The sequence below is a fragment of the Streptomyces umbrinus genome, from assembly GCF_030817415.1.
GTDB lineage: Bacteria > Actinomycetota > Actinomycetes > Streptomycetales > Streptomycetaceae > Streptomyces > Streptomyces umbrinus_A.
Map to the genome: position 1 here is coordinate 9,812,652 of NZ_JAUSZI010000002.1, position 15,995 is coordinate 9,828,646.

At 69.6% G+C, this 15,995-nt stretch carries 13 protein-coding genes and 1 pseudogene; 6 read left to right on the forward strand and 8 right to left on the reverse strand.

Annotated features, from left to right (window positions below):
• Nucleotides 1-84: 84 nt before the first annotated feature.
• Both QF035_RS43345 and QF035_RS43350 read right to left on the reverse strand, forming a co-directional pair.
• Nucleotides 85-2,652 (reverse strand): FtsX-like permease family protein, encoded by a 2,568-nt coding sequence (locus QF035_RS43345; protein WP_307527020.1) that lies wholly within the window; start codon nucleotides 2,650-2,652, stop codon nucleotides 85-87.
• Between the two features lie 11 nt (nucleotides 2,653-2,663).
• A complete protein-coding gene (locus QF035_RS43350) occupies nucleotides 2,664-3,512 on the reverse strand; it encodes an ABC transporter ATP-binding protein (protein ID WP_307527022.1) in 849 nt (282 codons plus the stop codon).
• A gap of 195 nt (nucleotides 3,513-3,707) precedes the next feature.
• Here QF035_RS43350 and QF035_RS43355 point away from each other — a divergent pair, with 195 nt between their 5' ends.
• Both QF035_RS43355 and QF035_RS43360 read left to right on the forward strand, forming a co-directional pair.
• On the forward strand, nucleotides 3,708-3,935 hold the full coding sequence (locus QF035_RS43355; RefSeq protein WP_189843846.1) for an antitoxin: 228 nt from the start codon (nucleotides 3,708-3,710) through the stop codon (nucleotides 3,933-3,935).
• A gap of 49 nt (nucleotides 3,936-3,984) precedes the next feature.
• On the forward strand, nucleotides 3,985-4,323 hold the full coding sequence (locus tag QF035_RS43360) for a fic family toxin-antitoxin system, toxin component (RefSeq protein WP_189843925.1): 339 nt from the start codon (nucleotides 3,985-3,987) through the stop codon (nucleotides 4,321-4,323).
• Between the two features lie 51 nt (nucleotides 4,324-4,374).
• On the opposite strand, the gene QF035_RS43365 is transcribed toward QF035_RS43360, so the two are convergent.
• Complete coding sequence (locus tag QF035_RS43365) at nucleotides 4,375-5,076, reverse strand: class I SAM-dependent methyltransferase (RefSeq protein WP_307527024.1); 702 nt, start codon at nucleotides 5,074-5,076, stop codon at nucleotides 4,375-4,377.
• Nucleotides 5,077-5,226: 150 nt separating this feature from the next.
• A complete protein-coding gene (locus tag QF035_RS43370) occupies nucleotides 5,227-5,913 on the reverse strand; it encodes an esterase/lipase family protein (protein WP_307527026.1) in 687 nt (228 codons plus the stop codon).
• A gap of 223 nt (nucleotides 5,914-6,136) precedes the next feature.
• Here QF035_RS43370 and QF035_RS43375 point away from each other — a divergent pair, with 223 nt between their 5' ends.
• Nucleotides 6,137-8,356, forward strand: a complete 2,220-nt coding sequence (locus QF035_RS43375; RefSeq protein WP_307527028.1) for a helix-turn-helix transcriptional regulator — start codon at nucleotides 6,137-6,139, stop codon at nucleotides 8,354-8,356.
• Between the two features lie 73 nt (nucleotides 8,357-8,429).
• Here the strand turns inward: QF035_RS43375 and bioD are convergent.
• The 4 genes and pseudogenes from bioD to QF035_RS43395 form a co-directional block, all read right to left on the reverse strand.
• Nucleotides 8,430-9,134 (reverse strand): annotated as a pseudogene (gene bioD / locus QF035_RS43380) (dethiobiotin synthase); the annotation flags it as partial.
• A 1-nt stretch (nucleotide 9,135) separates the two neighbouring features.
• The gene (locus tag QF035_RS43385) at nucleotides 9,136-10,416 is read right to left on the reverse strand and encodes an adenosylmethionine--8-amino-7-oxononanoate transaminase (protein WP_373467020.1); all 1,281 of its coding nucleotides are present in this window, start codon (nucleotides 10,414-10,416) and stop codon (nucleotides 9,136-9,138) included.
• Between the two features lie 7 nt (nucleotides 10,417-10,423).
• Nucleotides 10,424-11,659, reverse strand: coding sequence for a biotin synthase BioB (gene bioB / locus QF035_RS43390; RefSeq protein ID WP_307527032.1), 1,236 nt, complete (start codon nucleotides 11,657-11,659; stop codon nucleotides 10,424-10,426).
• Nucleotides 11,660-12,124: 465 nt separating this feature from the next.
• A complete protein-coding gene (locus QF035_RS43395) occupies nucleotides 12,125-12,343 on the reverse strand; it encodes a helix-turn-helix domain-containing protein (protein WP_307527033.1) in 219 nt (72 codons plus the stop codon).
• Nucleotides 12,344-12,557: 214 nt separating this feature from the next.
• On the opposite strand from QF035_RS43395, the gene QF035_RS43400 reads away from it, so the two are divergent.
• The 3 genes from QF035_RS43400 to QF035_RS43410 all read left to right on the forward strand — a co-directional run bounded on the left by QF035_RS43400 (nucleotide 12,558) and on the right by QF035_RS43410 (nucleotide 15,758).
• A complete protein-coding gene (locus QF035_RS43400; protein WP_307527035.1) occupies nucleotides 12,558-13,250 on the forward strand; it encodes a hypothetical protein in 693 nt (230 codons plus the stop codon).
• A gap of 112 nt (nucleotides 13,251-13,362) precedes the next feature.
• The gene (locus QF035_RS43405; RefSeq protein WP_307519909.1) at nucleotides 13,363-14,571 is read left to right on the forward strand and encodes an ISAs1 family transposase; all 1,209 of its coding nucleotides are present in this window, start codon (nucleotides 13,363-13,365) and stop codon (nucleotides 14,569-14,571) included.
• Nucleotides 14,572-15,203: 632 nt separating this feature from the next.
• Nucleotides 15,204-15,758, forward strand: coding sequence for a pentapeptide repeat-containing protein (locus tag QF035_RS43410; protein WP_307531844.1), 555 nt, complete (start codon nucleotides 15,204-15,206; stop codon nucleotides 15,756-15,758).
• The last annotated feature ends 237 nt before the right edge of the window (nucleotides 15,759-15,995 follow it).

Here is a 15,995-nt window from a genome sequence, read left to right on the forward strand (position 1 = left end):
CCGGGAAGGGACTTGAGTATGCGGTGTGCGTCGCCCCGCGTACGTGGAGCTCCCCGTGCACGGGGAGCGTGCTCCACGCGCCGATCACTCGTGCGCGATGGCCGCCAGCACATTCATGCGCGATGCACGCAACGCCGGCAGCAGCGCCGCCACGATGCCCACCACGGCCGATCCCACGACGACCGCGACGAGAGTCGTCCACGGGATCGCGAGCGCCTTCATCCCCTGCAGGGCGAGGACCTGCTGCACGCACACACCCCAGACGAGCCCGAGCGCGAGCCCGAGAACCGCGCCGAACACGGCGATCACCACCGACTCCAGCCGGATCATCCGCCGCAACTGCCGCCGGGCGAGCCCGATCGCGCGCAGCAGCCCGATCTCCCGGGTGCGCTCCACGACCGACAGGGCAAGGGTGTTGACCACGCCGAGCACCGCGATGACGATCGCGAGGCCGAGCAGCGCGTACACCAGGTAGAGCAGCACGGCGATCTGATCGTGGATCAGCTTCTTGTAGTCGGCCAGGTCGCGCACCTGCACCTGCGGATACGGGTCCAGCGTCTTGTCGAGGTTCGAGCGCAGGGTGTCGGCGGAGGTGCCCGAGGCCGCGTTCACGTACAGCGCGGAGTCCTGCCCGCCGGGCACGTACTTCTCGACCGTGCCGAAGCCGAAGAACAGCCCGCCCTGCGTGCCGAAGCCCTCGGCGGCGTCCTGGTCGGTCAGCGCACCCACCTTCAGTTCGGCCTTCTGCCCGGCGGGGAACTCGACGGGGATCGTGCTGCCGAGGCGTACGTCGTGGTCCTTGGCGAAGCCCGCGTCCATGGCGATGTTCCCGTCCGCGAGCGCGTCGGCAGTGTCGCCCTCGGCGTACGTGATGCGGGCGACCTCGTCGAGCTGCGACTCGTAGCCCGCCGCGGTCGTCTCGACGCGCTTGCCGTCCGGCAGCCGGACGGCGACCGGCGTGAACCGCTGCCGTACGACGAGTCCCGCGCCCTCCGTGTCCTGCACCTTCTCGGTGATCTCCTGCGGGAACGGCAGGAAGTTGGCGTTCTGCACCACGAAGTCGGCGCCCAGCGTCTTGTCGATCTGGTCGTCGAAGGACTTGGACATCGACGCGCTCGCCACGGACATGCCGCCGACCAGCGCGAGGCCCACCATCAGGGCGGCCGCGGTGGCGCCGGTGCGGCGCGGGTTGCGCAGCGCGTTGCGCTGGCTCATCCGGCCGACCGAGCCGAACACGGCGGGGAAGAAACCGCCGAGGACACGGATCACCGGCCGGACGAGCAACGGCCCGGCGATGACCGTCGCGAGGAGGGTGAGGACGACGCCGAGGCCGAGCAGGGAGGCGGCGGACCCGGTCTCCGTGGACGTCACGCACCCCACGAGCGCGGCGGCACCCAGCGCGCCGACGATCAGCCCCACCACCGCCCGTACCCGCAACGGCCGCCCCACACCGGCGATTTCGGCGTCCGCCAGCGCGGCCATCGGCGACACACCGGCCGCTCGGCGGGCCGGCAGATACGCCGCGACGAAGGTGACGCCCACCCCGACGACGTATGCCGCGACGGGTGTCGCCCATCCGATGACCATCTCGGCGGTCTTCAGGTTCATGCCGAACAGGCCCATGAGCTCGATCAGCCCGATCGCGAGCCCGATGCCCGCGGCCAGGCCGAGCGTCGAGCCGACCAGGCCCAGCAGGGTCGCCTCCAGGAGCACGGACCGGCGCACCTGCCGCCGGTCGGCGCCGAGCGCGCGCAACAGGCCCAGTTCACGGGTGCGTTGGGCGATCAGCATGGAGAAGGTGTTGACGATCAGGAAGACCCCGACCAGTACGGCGATACCGGCGAAGCCGAGCATCACGTACTTGATCACATCGAGGAATCCGCCCAGTTGGGAGGCGGCCGTCTCGGCCTGCTCGTCGGCGGTCTCCAACTCGTAGGTGCCCGAGCCGATTTCGGCGGCGATGCGCTGCTTGAGCTGTGCGTCGCTCACGCCTTCCGCCGCGTCCACCTGGATGCTGGTGGCGACGCCCGTCCGGCCGAGCAGTTCGGCCGGCGCGGCCGCCGGGTCGAGGAAGACCAGTGCGGCACCCGGGTTGGTGGTCTTGAAGGTCGCGATGCCGACGACCTTCACCTTGAACGACCCGGGCTGTGCGATGACGGTGAGGGTGTCACCGATGCCGACGTGCTTCTTGTCGGCGGTGTCCGCGTCGAGGAGCGCCTCGTCGGCGCCGCGCGGGGCGTGCCCCGAGGTCAGCTCCACGGGGCTGCGCTCGGTGACGTACCAGTCGGCCGCGATGGTGGGCGCGCCCGTGGTCGGTCCTACCGACTTGTTGTCGCTGTCGACGACGGTGATGTTCTCGACGGACACGTCCGGACGCGCGAGAGTGACCCCGTCGACCTTGCCGATGCGGTCCACGAGGCTCGTGGGCACGGTCGCGATCGCCCCGGAGGGGATCTGCGAGTCGAGATCCTCCTTCGGCGACACGGTCACGTCGGCCGACGTGGACGCGAACAGCCGGTCGAACGTGCGGGTGACCGTGTCCGAGAAGATCAGGCTGCCCGCGACGAACGCCACGGACAGGACGACGGCCAGCGCCGAGAGCAGCAGCCTGCCCTTGTGCGCGAGGAAACTCCGGAGTGTCGCCTTCAGCACGACAGCCTGCCTCAGTCCTTGTCGAGGGCGATGCCCTCGTCGGGTGCGATGCCCTGGCCGGGGGCGCCGTCGCCCTCGATCGTCCCGCGAATGGTGTCGAACCTCTTCATGCGTTCCAGCACCGCCTCCGCCGTGGGCCGTGCCATCTCGTCCACGATCCGCCCGTCCCCGAGGAAGAGCACCAGGTCGGCGTGGGCGGCGGCGCCCGGATCGTGCGTGACCATGACGACGGTCTGGCCCAGGTCGTCGACCGCGTCCCGCAGGAAGCCGAGCACTTCGAGTCCGGCCCGCGAGTCCAGGTTGCCCGTCGGCTCGTCCGCGAAGATCAGCTCGGGGCGCGAGGCGAGGGCGCGGGCGCAGGCGACGCGCTGCTGCTGCCCGCCGGAGAGCTGCGCCGGCCGGTGCTTGAGCCGGTCACGCAGGCCGAGCTGGTCGATGACCTGGTTGAGCCACTTCTCGTCGGCCTTCTTGCCCGCGATGTCCATGGGCAGCGTGATGTTCTCGGCCGCGTTCAGGGTCGGGATCAGGTTGAACGACTGGAACATGAAGCCGATCCGGTCGCGGCGCAGCTGGGTCAGCTCGCGCTCCTTCAATCCCGTGATCTCGGTGTCTCCCAGCCACACCTGTCCGGCCGAAACGGTGTCAAGACCCGCCAGGCAGTGCATCAGCGTGGACTTCCCGGAGCCCGAGGGGCCCATGACCGCGGTGAAGCGCCCGCGCGCGATGTCCACGTCGACCGAGTCGAGGGCGAGCACGGTCGTCTCACCCGATCCGTACGCCTTCGTGAGGCCACGGGCGCGGGCCGCGATCCCCTCGGCGTCCGTGCGCCCGAGGGCGTGCTCCGCAGCTGCTGTGGACAAGGCCGCCTCCTAGGTGGGACTCCGGTGTCCGCGGGCGAGCCTAGTGTGATGCGCGGCACACTTGGTATCCCCCCGAAGTGCCGGTCGTTCTCCGCCGCAGGTCGGTGACCCCGGGATCCGTGTAAGGGGCACCCTTAGGGGGGGGTGATTCGGGTCCTCTTGCCACTGCTAGCACATCGGCGCTAGCTTCGAGGTATGGCTAAGACCCAGCTGAACGTGCGCGTGGACGAGGACACCGCCCGCGCCGCGCGCGAACGCGCCCTGGCCCGCGGGATGAGCGTCAACCGCTACATCGAGGAACTGGTCAGACAGGACACCGGAGAAGCCGGCCACACCTTCGTCGAGGCCGCCGCCGACTTCATGAAGCAGTACGAGTCCGTCTTCGTCGAGGAGTTCGGCGCGGAGCGAGAAGGCCGTCGCTGAGCTCTTGAACGAACCCCTGAACATCAGAGTCGACCTCGCCTGGCTCCTCATGGTCGCGGAGCACAAGACGCCGGGCGACCCCCAGGTCACCGACTTCGGCGCCCTCGTCGCCGCCGTCGGCCGCCACGAGGCCGAGATATTCGGCGTCCCCGTCTACGACACCCCGCACACCCGTGCCGCCGCGCTGCTCCAGCTCCTGCTGCACGTCCCGGCACTCGAACGTTCCAACGCGATGTTCGCCATGGCCGTCGCGTACGCCTACCTCGTCGCCAGCGGCCTGAAGGTCGTCACCTCGCCCGAGCAGGTCCGTGAACTGGCCCGCCTGGTCAAGACCGGCGAGGCCACGGTGGACGACATCGCGCGCGAACTGCGCCAGTGGAGTCTGTGAGCCCCTCGGACTCCTGAACCGGGCTTCCTGGGGCCGGGCATGCTCTCGGCCTCAGGAATCGGGCGGGCCCTCGGCCGCGGGCCGGCGCGCGGTCCCCAGCACGCAGTACGAACTCGGCATCCGCGGTCCCTTCGCGGGCACCAACAGCCGACGGTACGGGCCCAGTTCGTACCCCGCGTCCCTGATCGCGCCCACGGGGTCACGGCTCACATGACAGCCGCCGAAGAGCAGCGGCCACACCGTGCGGTCCAGGGCGCGCTGACCGGCGTTCATCGCGCGGCCGCCGCCCCTCCCGTGCTCGAAGAACCGCAGCTCACCGCCCGGACGCAGGACACGGCGGATCTCGGTGAGAGCCCGCGGCAGGTCTCGTACGCTGCACAGGACCAGACTCACGACGGCCGCGTCGAAGGCCTCGCTCTTGACCGGCAGCGCCTCCGCGACGCCCGGGACCACGTCGACCGGCACGTCGGAGCGCAGGGCCGCGGTCACCGCCAACGTCCGCAGGCGGCGCTCCGGTTCGATGGCGACGACCTCCGAGACCGTGCTCGGATAGTGGGCGAAGTTCAGTCCGTTGCCCGCGCCGATCTCGATGACCCGGCCGGAGAGCCCGGCGAGCAGCTCCTCGCGGTGGACGCCGATGGCCGGCTCCGCCGCCACGCTGCACTTGGCGTAGAAGCGGGCGAACAGCGGGTGGTGAACCTGGGCCGGGGCCGGCTGACCCGTCCTGGTGGTGCTGGAGCCGCGCGGTCGCATGGGGGACCTCCCCTGAAGGTCGGGGCGTACCGCGATTGTCCCCCGGGACGGGCTCGCTCACCCGTTCGCGGGTCGTCCTGTTCGGCGGGCACGGTGTCGCCCTGTGGCCCCGGCGGGGCGGGGACCACAGGACGAGCCGCGAGGGGCGGGTCAGGCGATGAAGTCGCGCACCTGCTCGTAGACGCCGTGGTCGTTGTTCATGTCGGTGTGCGAGACGCACCCGACCTCGACGTTCGTGGCACCGCTGAGGATCGCGGTGGTGTCGGGGGTCAGGGCCTCGTCGCAGTTCGACCAGTAGCTGGCGTAGGAGACGCTGCCCGGTGTCTCGTCGCCCGAGTTCAGCGAGGTCAGGAACGAACTGCCGGTGTACATCTCCGCGCAGGACGTGTAGATCCAGCTGCACCAGCCGGCGGTCGTGGTCCCGTGGTTCGTCCCGGCCGTGGAGACGAAGTCGTCGACGTACGCGGTCCCGCCGAGGTTCTTGAGGTAGTAGCGGGAGTTCAGGGCGCCCATCGAGTGCACGACCAGGTCGACCTTGGACGCGCCGGTCTGGGAGAGCACGCTCTGGATCTTGGTGGACAGTTGCTGGGCGGTCGTGGCGTTCGACTTGCCCCAGTCGTAGGACCAGGCGAACAGTTCGGAGCCGGCGTAGCCGTCGGCCTTGAAGTCGGCGGTCCAGTCGTCCCAGCTGCTCGACGAACTGCTCAGACCGTGCACGAAGACGACGGGATTGCGGGCGGCGGCGTTCGCCGGGGACGCGGGCAGGGACAGGGACAGAAGCAGCGACGCGAGGACCGCTGCGAAGACCGTGCCGGCAGTGCGTGTGCGGCGGGTCATGGTGCCTCCTGATGCGGGTGGGTTCGTCAGGAGTGTCAGGTGGGGTCTACGCGCGCCGCATCGGTGAAATCGCCGGTCTTTACGCACCACTTAACTCGCCAGTAACGTGGAAGGTGTGGTGACCTCGGTGAACCCCCCGCCTCTCCCGCAGCATTCGCCACCGCCCCTGATGAACGCCCCGGAACAACCGGGCGGCGCGCCGCGAACGCACCCGCGAACCCCGATGTCCGAAGGCGTCCGGGTCCGGGTGCTGCGTGCCGTGCACGGCGATCCGCGCGCGGCCGCGGAACTCGCCGCCGTCCTCGGCGAGCACCAACTGGCCGGTCTGGAACCGCTTCCGGCCGAGCCCGTCGCTGTGGCCCCCGGTCTGCTGCGGTCCCAGCGGCGCGAGATCAGGACCCTCCCGCCGGACACCCGGCGGCTCCTGCTGATCGCCGCCGCCGACCAATACCCCCTCGCCACGCACGCCTTCCAGCGCGCGGTGACCGCGGCCCGGCTGGACACCGGGCCCCTCGACGAGGCCGAGGCGGCCGGATTCGCCCATCCGACGTCCGCCGGAGTCGTGTTCCGGGACCCCTGGACCCGTATCGCCGCCTACGAGACCGCGTCGGCCCTGGACCGGCGCGAGACCCATCGGCTGCTCGCCCGCGTCCTGCGCGGCGAGGGCGAGGCGCCCCGCCGGTCCTGGCACCGAGCCGCCGCGTCCCTCGGGCCCAGCCGGCGGCTCGCGGGGGAGTTGCGCGCATCGGCGCACGAGGCCAGGGCCGCGGGCGAACACGCGCTGGCCTGCGCTCTCCTCGAACGGGCCGCCGTACTGACCCCCGACCCGCGGGAACGCCCCCGCCTGCTGGCCCGGGCCGCCGCCGACGCCTGGCGCTCCGGCGACGCCGACCGCGCCCGCCGCCTCGCCGCCCACGGCGACGTCGACGGGCTGAGCGGACTGCTCGCTCTACGCGCGGGGAACGCCACGGAGTCGTTCGACGCGCTGCTCGCGGAGGCGGTACGCGGCGTGGAGTCGGGGGAGCGGGCACTCGCCGGTGAACCGGGCAGAGGCACCGACGGCGACCGCACGGTCGGCGGCGCGCTCATCGAGGGCGCGGGCGCGGTCCGAGGCGTACGCCCTGCCGTTCCGGCCGTCCCCGACGTTGCCGCGCACCTGGTGGCACGTGCCACCGAAGCCGCCGTCTACACCGGTGACCTGCGTCGATGTCTGGAGGCCGCAGCCGTCGCCGACCGGTACGGGATCGTGTCACCCGGCACGCTCGGGGGACTGGCCGCCGCGTTCGAAGGGCGGTACGAGGACGCCCGCGATCTCCTCAAAGCAGCCGCCGGGCGCTGCGGCCCCGGCGGCGACCCCACCTCGCTGATCCATTCCTCGATCGCCGCTCTGATGCTCGGCGACCACACCCTCGCCGCCTCCGCTGCCGTACGCGCCGCCGCCTCCGCCCGGGCCAGGGGCGAGTCCATGACCGTCCCGCAGGCCATGGAGTTCCGGGCGTACGCCGAGTTCTGGACGGGCCGCCCACGGGCCGCGGGCGCCGCCACCCTGGACGCCCTGCGCCAGGCGTACGCCACCGGGCAGGACAACGGGGCCTGCCATCTCCAGGCCGCCCTCGCCATGTTCGCCGCCGTCACCGGTGACGAGGACGTCTGCCGGGCCCGCGTCGAAGCGGCCCGCACCTACGCCCTGGCACGAGGCCTCGGCCTCGCCGCCGCCCTCGCCCTGTGGGCGCTCGCCTTCCTCGACCTCAGCACCGGCCGTTACGCGGCGTCCGCGTCCCGGCTGCGCGCCCTCGCCGGATTCGGCCCAGGCCACGGACACCGGGCCGTACGCCATCTCGCCACCCCGCACTACGTGGAAGCCGCCGTCCGCACCGGCGACACCCGCGTCGCGCGGGCCGCCCACGCCGACTACGACCGTTGGGCGAGCGCCGTCCGCAGCCCCGACGACCTCGCCCTCAGCGCCCGTTGCCGCGCCCTGCTGGCCACCGGGCCCGAGGCCGTCGAGCACTACCGGACCGCCCTCGACCTGCATGCCAGCGGTACGCGCGACTTCGAACGCGCCCGTACGGAGCTGCTGTTCGGCGGTGCGTTGCGTCGGCTGCGGAACCGTACGGAGGCGCGGGACCGGCTGCACAGCGCGCTCGAAGCGTTCCTGCACTTCGGGGCGCCGCACTGTGCCGCGCAGGCCCGGGGTGAACTCCGTGCCTTGGGTGAGCCCGCCCAACCGCCGAGCGGGGCCCGTGACGTGGCCGCTCTGCTCACCGCTCAGCAGTTGACGGTGGCTCGGATGGCCGCCGACGGGGCTACCAACCGGGAGATCGCTTCCCGGCTGCTGCTCAGTCCGCGCACGATCGATCACCATCTGCGGGGGGTGTTCAATCGGCTTGGTATTCGGTCGCGGATCGAGTTGGTGAGGTTGTTGGCTTCGTCGGAGGAGTGAGCGCCGCCGGACTGCTGTTGTGTGTCTGCAGGCCGGTTGTGGTTGGTCGCGCAGTTCCCCGCGCCCCTTGAGGGGCGCTGAAGGCCTCCTCGTTCCACGTTCCCCCAAGCCGTGGTGCGAGCCAACTGGCCGCCATGGCGCGGAAGTCCGCCACCGGGAGCTGACCCGAACCATCCGGAACCGCACCGAGCAGTGGTGCCTCGGCGACCGTCGGCAGATCCGCGAGGTTGCAACGCGAGGCGAGATCTGGCTCGTTCGGCCAGCTGCCCAGTACGACACCGAGCAGGTCGAGGCGGCGGGCCCGTAGTTCGCGGGCCGTCAGCTCCGTCGTGTTGAGCGTGCCGAGTCCGGCCGAGGCGACCACCAGGACGGGGGCGTCCAGCAGTCGTGCCGCGTCCGCGAGTGTGCCGCCCTCGTCGTCGAACCGTACGAGGAGGCCGCCCGCCCCCTCGACCAGAACGAGGTCGTGGTCGGCGGCCAACTTGCCCGCCGCCTCCGCCACTTCGAACGGCCGCACCGGTACGAGACCGGAACGCCGGGCCGCCGTGGCGGGAGCCAGCGGCTCGGGGTAGCGGGCGAGTTCGACGGACGTCACCGGGCCCGCGAGCCGGGCCACCTCGTCGGCGTCACCGCGCTCGCCCGGCAGCACACCGGTCTGCGCGGGCTTGAGCACGGCCACGGACCGCCCGGCCGCGAGAGCCACAGCGGCGACGGCCGCGGTCGTCACGGTCTTGCCGACCTCCGTGCCCGTCCCCGTGATCACCAGTACCGAAGACATGTCAGCCCTCCCCAGCCGCCGCGCACACCGCAGCCGTGATCCGTGCCAGATCCGCGTCCCCGGTGACGTACGGCGGCATCGTGTAGACGAGGTCCCGGAACGGGCGCAGCCACACGCCCTCGCGGACCGCGGCCCGGGTCGCCGCCGCCATGTCGATCTCGTGGTCGAGCTGCACGACTCCGATGGCACCGAGCACGCGTACGTCCCGGACCCCGGGCAGCTCCGCCGCCGGAGCCAGCCCCTCCCGCAGCCCGGTCTCGATGCGCTTGACCTCGGTCTGCCAGTCCTGGCCGAGGAGCAGGTCGATCGAGGCGCAGGCCACGGCGGCGGCGAGCGGGTTGCCCATGAAGGTCGGGCCGTGGGCGAGGACCGGTACCTCGCCCCGCGAGATCCCGTCGGCGACCCGCGCGGTGCAGAGCGTGGCCGCCATCGTCAGATAGCCGCCGGTCAGCGCCTTGCCGACGCACATCACGTCCGGCGTCACCGCCGCGTGCTCGGCCGCGAACATGGCGCCCGTACGGCCGAAGCCCGTCGCGATCTCGTCGAACACGAGCAGCACGTCGTGCGCGTCGCACGCCTCGCGCAGCACCCGCAGATACGCGGGGGAGTGGAACCGCATCCCGCCCGCGCCCTGCACCACCGGCTCCACGATCACCGCGGCCAGCTCGTCCGCGTGCCGCTCGATCAGCTCACGCAGATGGTCCGCGTACGACTCCTCGTACGCGACCGGCGGCGGGTCCGCGAACACCTGGCGCTGGAGCACGCCCTGCCACAGCTCGTGCATCCCGCCCTCGGGGTCGCACACGGACATGGGCTGCCAGGTGTCGCCGTGGTAGCCGCCGCGCCAGGTCAGCAGGCGCTGCTTGTCCGGGCGGCCGAGGGAACGCCAGTGCTGGAGGCACATCTTGACCGCGACCTCGACGGACACCGAGCCGGAGTCGGCCAGGAAGACGTGCTCAAGCCCCTCGGGTGACATGTCGACAAGGTGCTTCGCCAGTCGTACGGCGGGCTCGTGGGTGAGCCCGCCGAACATCACGTGGCTCATCCGGCCGAGCTGGTCGCGGGCCGCCTCGTTGAGCGCGGGGTGGTTGTAGCCGTGGATCGCCGACCACCAGGACGACATGCCGTCGATCAGCTCGGTGTCCCTGCCGGCCAGCCGCAACCGCACTCCGCTCGCCGACTCCACGACGAGCGGTTCCTGCCGGCCGGGCATCGGCCCGTACGGGTGCCAGACGTGCCGCCGGTCGAGCTCCAGCAGCTCGGGCACGGAGAGGCCGGGCACGTGCGGGTCAGGCATTGGGCGCGAGGTCCGTTCCGGCACCCCGGCGGCGTACCGCGACCAGGTCCGTACGCGCCTCGGAGACCCGGGCCGTCTCGGAGACCCGCGCCGCTGCGGGGGCCTGCTCGTCGGCGGCCGAGCCGCAGGGGCCGCAGCCGCCGCCCTCGTGGGAGCCGCATCCGGCGTCCGCGTGCGAGCCGCATCCGGACTCGGCGTGGGAACCGCAGCCGCCGCCCGCGGTGACCCGGTGCTCCGGAAGCGTCACCTGGCCCGTGCCCTCCACCTCGAACCCGGCGTCCGCGATCATCTCCAGGTCGGCCTTGCTGGCCTGGCCCTCGGTGGTCAGGTAGTCGCCGAGGAAGATCGAGTTGGCCAGGTTCAGGGCGAGGGGCTGCATCGTGCGCAGATGGACCTCGCGGCCGCCCGCGATCCGCACCTCGACGTCCGGGCAGACGAACCGGACCATCGCGAGGATCCGCAGACAGCGCTGCGGGGTGAGGTTCCACTCCTTGGCGAGCGGGGTGCCCTCGACCGGGATCAGGAAGTTGACCGGCACCGAGTCCGGGTCGAGCGCGCGCAGCGAGTAGACGACGTCGACGAGGTCCTCGTCGCTCTCGCCCATGCCCGCGATCAGCCCCGAGCAGGCGGACAGGCCCGCGGCGTGCGCCTTCTGGACCGTGTCGACGCGGTCGGCGTACGTGTGGGTCGTCGTGATGTCCCCGTACGTCGACTCGGACGTGTTGAGGTTGTGGTTGTACGCGTCCGCGCCCGCCTCGCGCAGCCGCTCGGCCTGGCCGTCGGAGAGCAGCCCGAGGCAGGCGCACACCTCGACGCCCTCGTTCTGGTCCTTGATCGCCTTGATGGTGTCCGAGACCCGGTCGACGTCACGGTCGGTGGGACCGCGACCGCTCGCCACCAGGCAGACCCGCTTGGCGCCGCCCGCGAGCCCGGCGGCCGCGGCCTCGGAGGCCTGGTCGGGTTTCAGCCACGTGTACTTCAGGATCCCGGCCTTGGAGCCGAGCCGCTGCGAGCAGTACGAGCAGTCCTCCGGGCACAGGCCCGACTTCAGGTTGACCAGGTAGTTGAGTTTCACCCGTCGGCCGAACCACTGCCGGCGTACCTTGCCGGCCGCGGCCACCACATCGAGGAGTTCGTCGTCGGAGGTCGCCAGTACGGCCAGCGCCTCTTCGCGGGTCGGCAGCTCTCGCCGAAGCCCCTTGTCCACCAGCGTGTTCAGCAGGTCCATGAGGTCCGATCCTGGCCTATCCGACCGCGCCGGGCCAAGGAGGGACCGGACAACAGAGGCCGTTCGACGTGTGGGGTATGTAACACGACTACCCCAGTACGTAGGGTCTACCGAGAGCATGGAAGACCTGGTCAGAGGCCCAAAGTCCGCATCTCGCCGCCGATTTGGTGAGAGACATGAGTGAGACGGAAGGGCCAGTGGATCAGTTTGGAGGGTTCCTACAACACCCCCGAAGGGGCTGTTCCCTCAAGCACCGTGCGTGACTTGATGCCGGCTGTTCTGGAAGCTCTCGGCATCCCCCACCCTGCGACCGTAGGGGACCGCGAGGCGCACGACCAACCCGTGGTGGTTGCCCGATGCGGTCACCGTTGCGAGCGGCTGAGACACCGGACGGGCGGTTGAGTTGCCTCCCCTTAGCTCAGCGATCAACGGAGCCGTGACCAAGCCACGCGTTCCGCAAGTCGATTAGGTGGAGCCGTCCAGCAGCTTCACAAGTGATGACGTGATGACGCGTATGGTTCCGACCCTGATAGTGGATAGCGGAGCCTCGTTGGTTCGGATGAGGTCGTATAGCTGAGATTTACTGATACCGAGAGCTGTGGCCGCTTCCTTCACGCTCACGGTTGCTGGCCAAGATCGGACATCATCGAGGGTTGGTGGTCCGTCCATGTCGCTCCTGTCCATGTCGATATCTAACGGAATCACGCTTTATATCGGGTGTCGAATCCTCCCGTAGGGGCTTGATCGCCGGAGTGGTAGGGGGCTGGTTCCCGAGCCGGGCGGAGGGATTCTGAGGCTTGTAAGTAATTTCCCGGAGGGTTCATATGAAGCCGATACCAGCTCGTGTAGGGGTGTCGGCCCTGCGGCACGTTACTGTCAGGCCGACCTTGAGCGCTGGATGACCGGCGACGACGCCCGTCTGCGCCAGGAGGCAGGGCACTTCGTGCGCTGGGCCCTCTCCCAGAAGATCGCCCGTGATCTCAGCTTCCCTTCCGAGCGGTGGAACGGCCCCTCCCAGCCGATGGACGTGGAAGCCCGCTGGGCCACCGCCCGACGCCTGCTGCACGACGACACCCTCAAGTCCGAAGACCGCCTTGCCGGCCTGCTGTTGCTCCTCTACGCCCAGTGGCCCGCTGCGATCTCCCGGCTCACCGTCGACCACATCGAGGAGACGAACGGGGCGGTCCGCATCCGCCTCGGCGCCGTCCCGGTGGACCTGCCCGCACCCGTCTCTGAACTGGCCCTCCAGCAGGTCGGGGTTCGCCGCAGCCATGCCGTCCTCGGCCGCACAGACTCGCCCTGGCTCTTCCCCGGAGGCCAGCCCGGCCGCCCGATCAGTGCCTGGGCCATGGGCGAACGGCTCCGCAAACTCGGCATCCGGCTCGCACAGACCCGCTCGACGCGCTGTTCCAGCTCGCCACCGAGCTGCCCGCCGCAGTCCTCGCCCGCCCCCTCGGCATCGACATCACCGTCGCCGTCAAATGGCAGCGAGCCGACGCTGACGACTGGTGCGCCTACGCGGGCGAGATCAGCCGCCGCTCGGCTCAGGGCGGTTGCAAGTTCCGGGGGCGTGCGGCTGGTCGGGCTGTGACCGGTTGGGGTGCATAACAGGGCAGGCACGGGCTTCGTGATCATTGTGGTGTCTAAGCCCGATGATCATGAGGTGGCCCGTGCCTGCCGCTGTATCTTCTCCCATTCCCGCCGTGTTGGTGAAGCTGGGTCCGTTGGATGCCGGTCGGGTCGCTGACCTGCGCCTCTACTTCGACTCGGTGCCCGACCCGCGCTCCCGGCGGGGCCGGTGGTACTCGCTGACATCGATCCTGCTGGTGTGTGCCTGCGCGGTCGTCTCGGGAGCGAGGAGCATCGACGAACTCGCCGAGTGGGGCCAGCGTGCTTCGAACGCACTGCTGACAGTCATCGGGATCCGGCGCCACCTGCTCAGATGGCGGCGCACTCCGTCGCCGGCCACGATCGGCCGTGTGCTGGGGGCTGTTGACGGTGACGCCCTGGACCGGGCGGTGGGCGCCTACCTGGCCGACCGGCATCGCGCTGCCACCGAGCCCGACCAGGCGCCGTCGCCGTCCGCGTCCGGGCGGCCGCGCGTGATCGCTGTCGACGGCAAAGCACTCAAGGGATCAGCCCGTCTCACCGCGACGCGCCGGCATCTGCTCTCCGCGGTCACTCACGGCACCGTCGTGACCCTCGCCCAGGTGGAGGTCGGCGCGAAGACGAACGAAACCACACACTTCCAACCGCTCCTGGCACCGCTGGACCTGGCCGGCACCGTCGTCACCTTCGACGCCCTGCACTCGGTCAAGACGAACATCTCCTGGCTGGTCGAGGCCAAGAAGGCCCACTACATCGCCGTGATCAAGACCAACCAGCCGACCGCCCACAGCCAGCTCGCGGCCCTGCCGTGGCGGGACATCGCCGTCCAGCACACCGCCTCCGCCTCCGGGCACGGCAGGCGCGAGTCCCGCTCGATCAAGACCTGCGCCGTCGCGGACGAACTCGGCGGGATCGCCTTTCCCCACGCCCGCCTGGCCATCCGCGTCCACCGCCGCCGCAAGCAGACCGGCAAGCGCGAGACCCGTGAGAGTGTCTACGCCGTCACAAGCCTCGACGCCCACCAAGCCCGCCCCTCCGAACTGGCCACCGCGATTCGCGGGCACTGGGGAGTGGAGAACTCCTCGCACCACATCAGGGATGTCACCTTCGCCGAGGACGCCTCCACCGTCCACGCCGGAACCGCACCACGGGCCATGGCGACCCTCCGCAACCTCGCCATCGGCGTGCTGAAAACCCTCGGAGCCGACAACATCGCCAAGACCACCCGGGCGATCCGCGACGAACCCCAACGAGCACTCCCCATCCTGGGCATCACCAACGATCCGGACACCTACGGAACTTGATCAAGCCCTGCGCTCGGCTTCAGAGCAATTCTCAAGCCGCCACGCCGCCAAAGAACACAAGAGGGAACACGGTGAAGGACTTGACGTTTAGCATGTCACGGCGAAGTGTCCGAGCATGCATCCTGGTACTGATTACAGTCCTTATAGCAGTTTTGATCGTGCTGCTTATTGGACCTGTGGCTCACTGGATCGCGCGGCACGACAAGGGTGGAGCTCCAAGCCCTGAACAAATAGACGCCGTTCGAGGCCGACTTTTTCAGGTTGCCACTGGCATCCTTGCCTTAGGGGCCTTTTGGTTCACGGCGCGCAACTATGGGATTATGCGAGATCAGCACCAACTCGCCCAGCGCGGTCAGACTAGTGAACGGTTCGTGCAAGCAGTCGAGCTACTCGGGTCTTCAAGCATGGACGTCCGCATCGGTGCGGTTTACGTTCTGGAGGGCATATCTCGCGATTCCTCGCAAGATCATCCGGTAGTGATGGAAGTTCTCTGTTCCTTTGTCCGCCGCAGGTCGGGTGAAAGGAGTGAACCGGAAGTTGGAGTTTCAGGAGATGTTCGTCCCCCGCCGCCTGATATGCAGGCGGCGCTAACGGTTATCGCACGTCGAGACCACACGCGGGACTGCACGCCCATGTTCCTGGAGGGCGCCAACCTGGCAGGCGCGAACTTGGAAGGAGCCCACCTCAGGAGAGCCGACATGACGAACACGAACCTACGCCAGGCACGCCTTCACGGTGCCGACCTGCAAAACGCCTTCTTCTCCAGGGCCGATGTCAGTTACGCCTATCTACACGGGGCAGATCTGAGACACGCCGACCTGCGTTGGGCAAAGATGGAGCATGTGTGGGCGAATAGGACGGATTTCCGATGTGCGACATTCTGGGGTGCGGATCTGCGGCGAGGTGACCTTCACCGAGCCGATCTGCGAAATGCCGACCTCAGCAGAAAAGAAGTTGATCTCGTGACGCCGCCAGGATCATCATCGTCGATGACCCATCTGACGGGACCGTTCCCGGAAGGATGGCAGATTTCGAGCTATCACTTTCCAAGCGTCAAGATGGATCAGGCAATCCTGCTGGGTGCTCAACTCGAAGGAGCCGACCTGCGAGGCGCCGAGAGCCTTACACGTGAACAAGTGCAGGCGACGGCGAACTACAGCGAACACCTACTCCCCGCAGACCTATAGCAGGCTGCAGGTGGGCGTTATCACCGTTCAGCTTGTGAACATGATCGTCGAATGACCCGGTCGGCCGCCTGGCGTGATTAGCCCAAGAGGATCATGACTACGGATGTCTCGCAGGGCATTCGGAGGGTTCCAATACCCAACTCCACCATTACACCTGCAACCGGACGCCCACAAGGCTGTTCTTGGCGCTTGGGAGCGTCTCGATGCTCCGCTGACCATTGCTGCATGAACGATCCT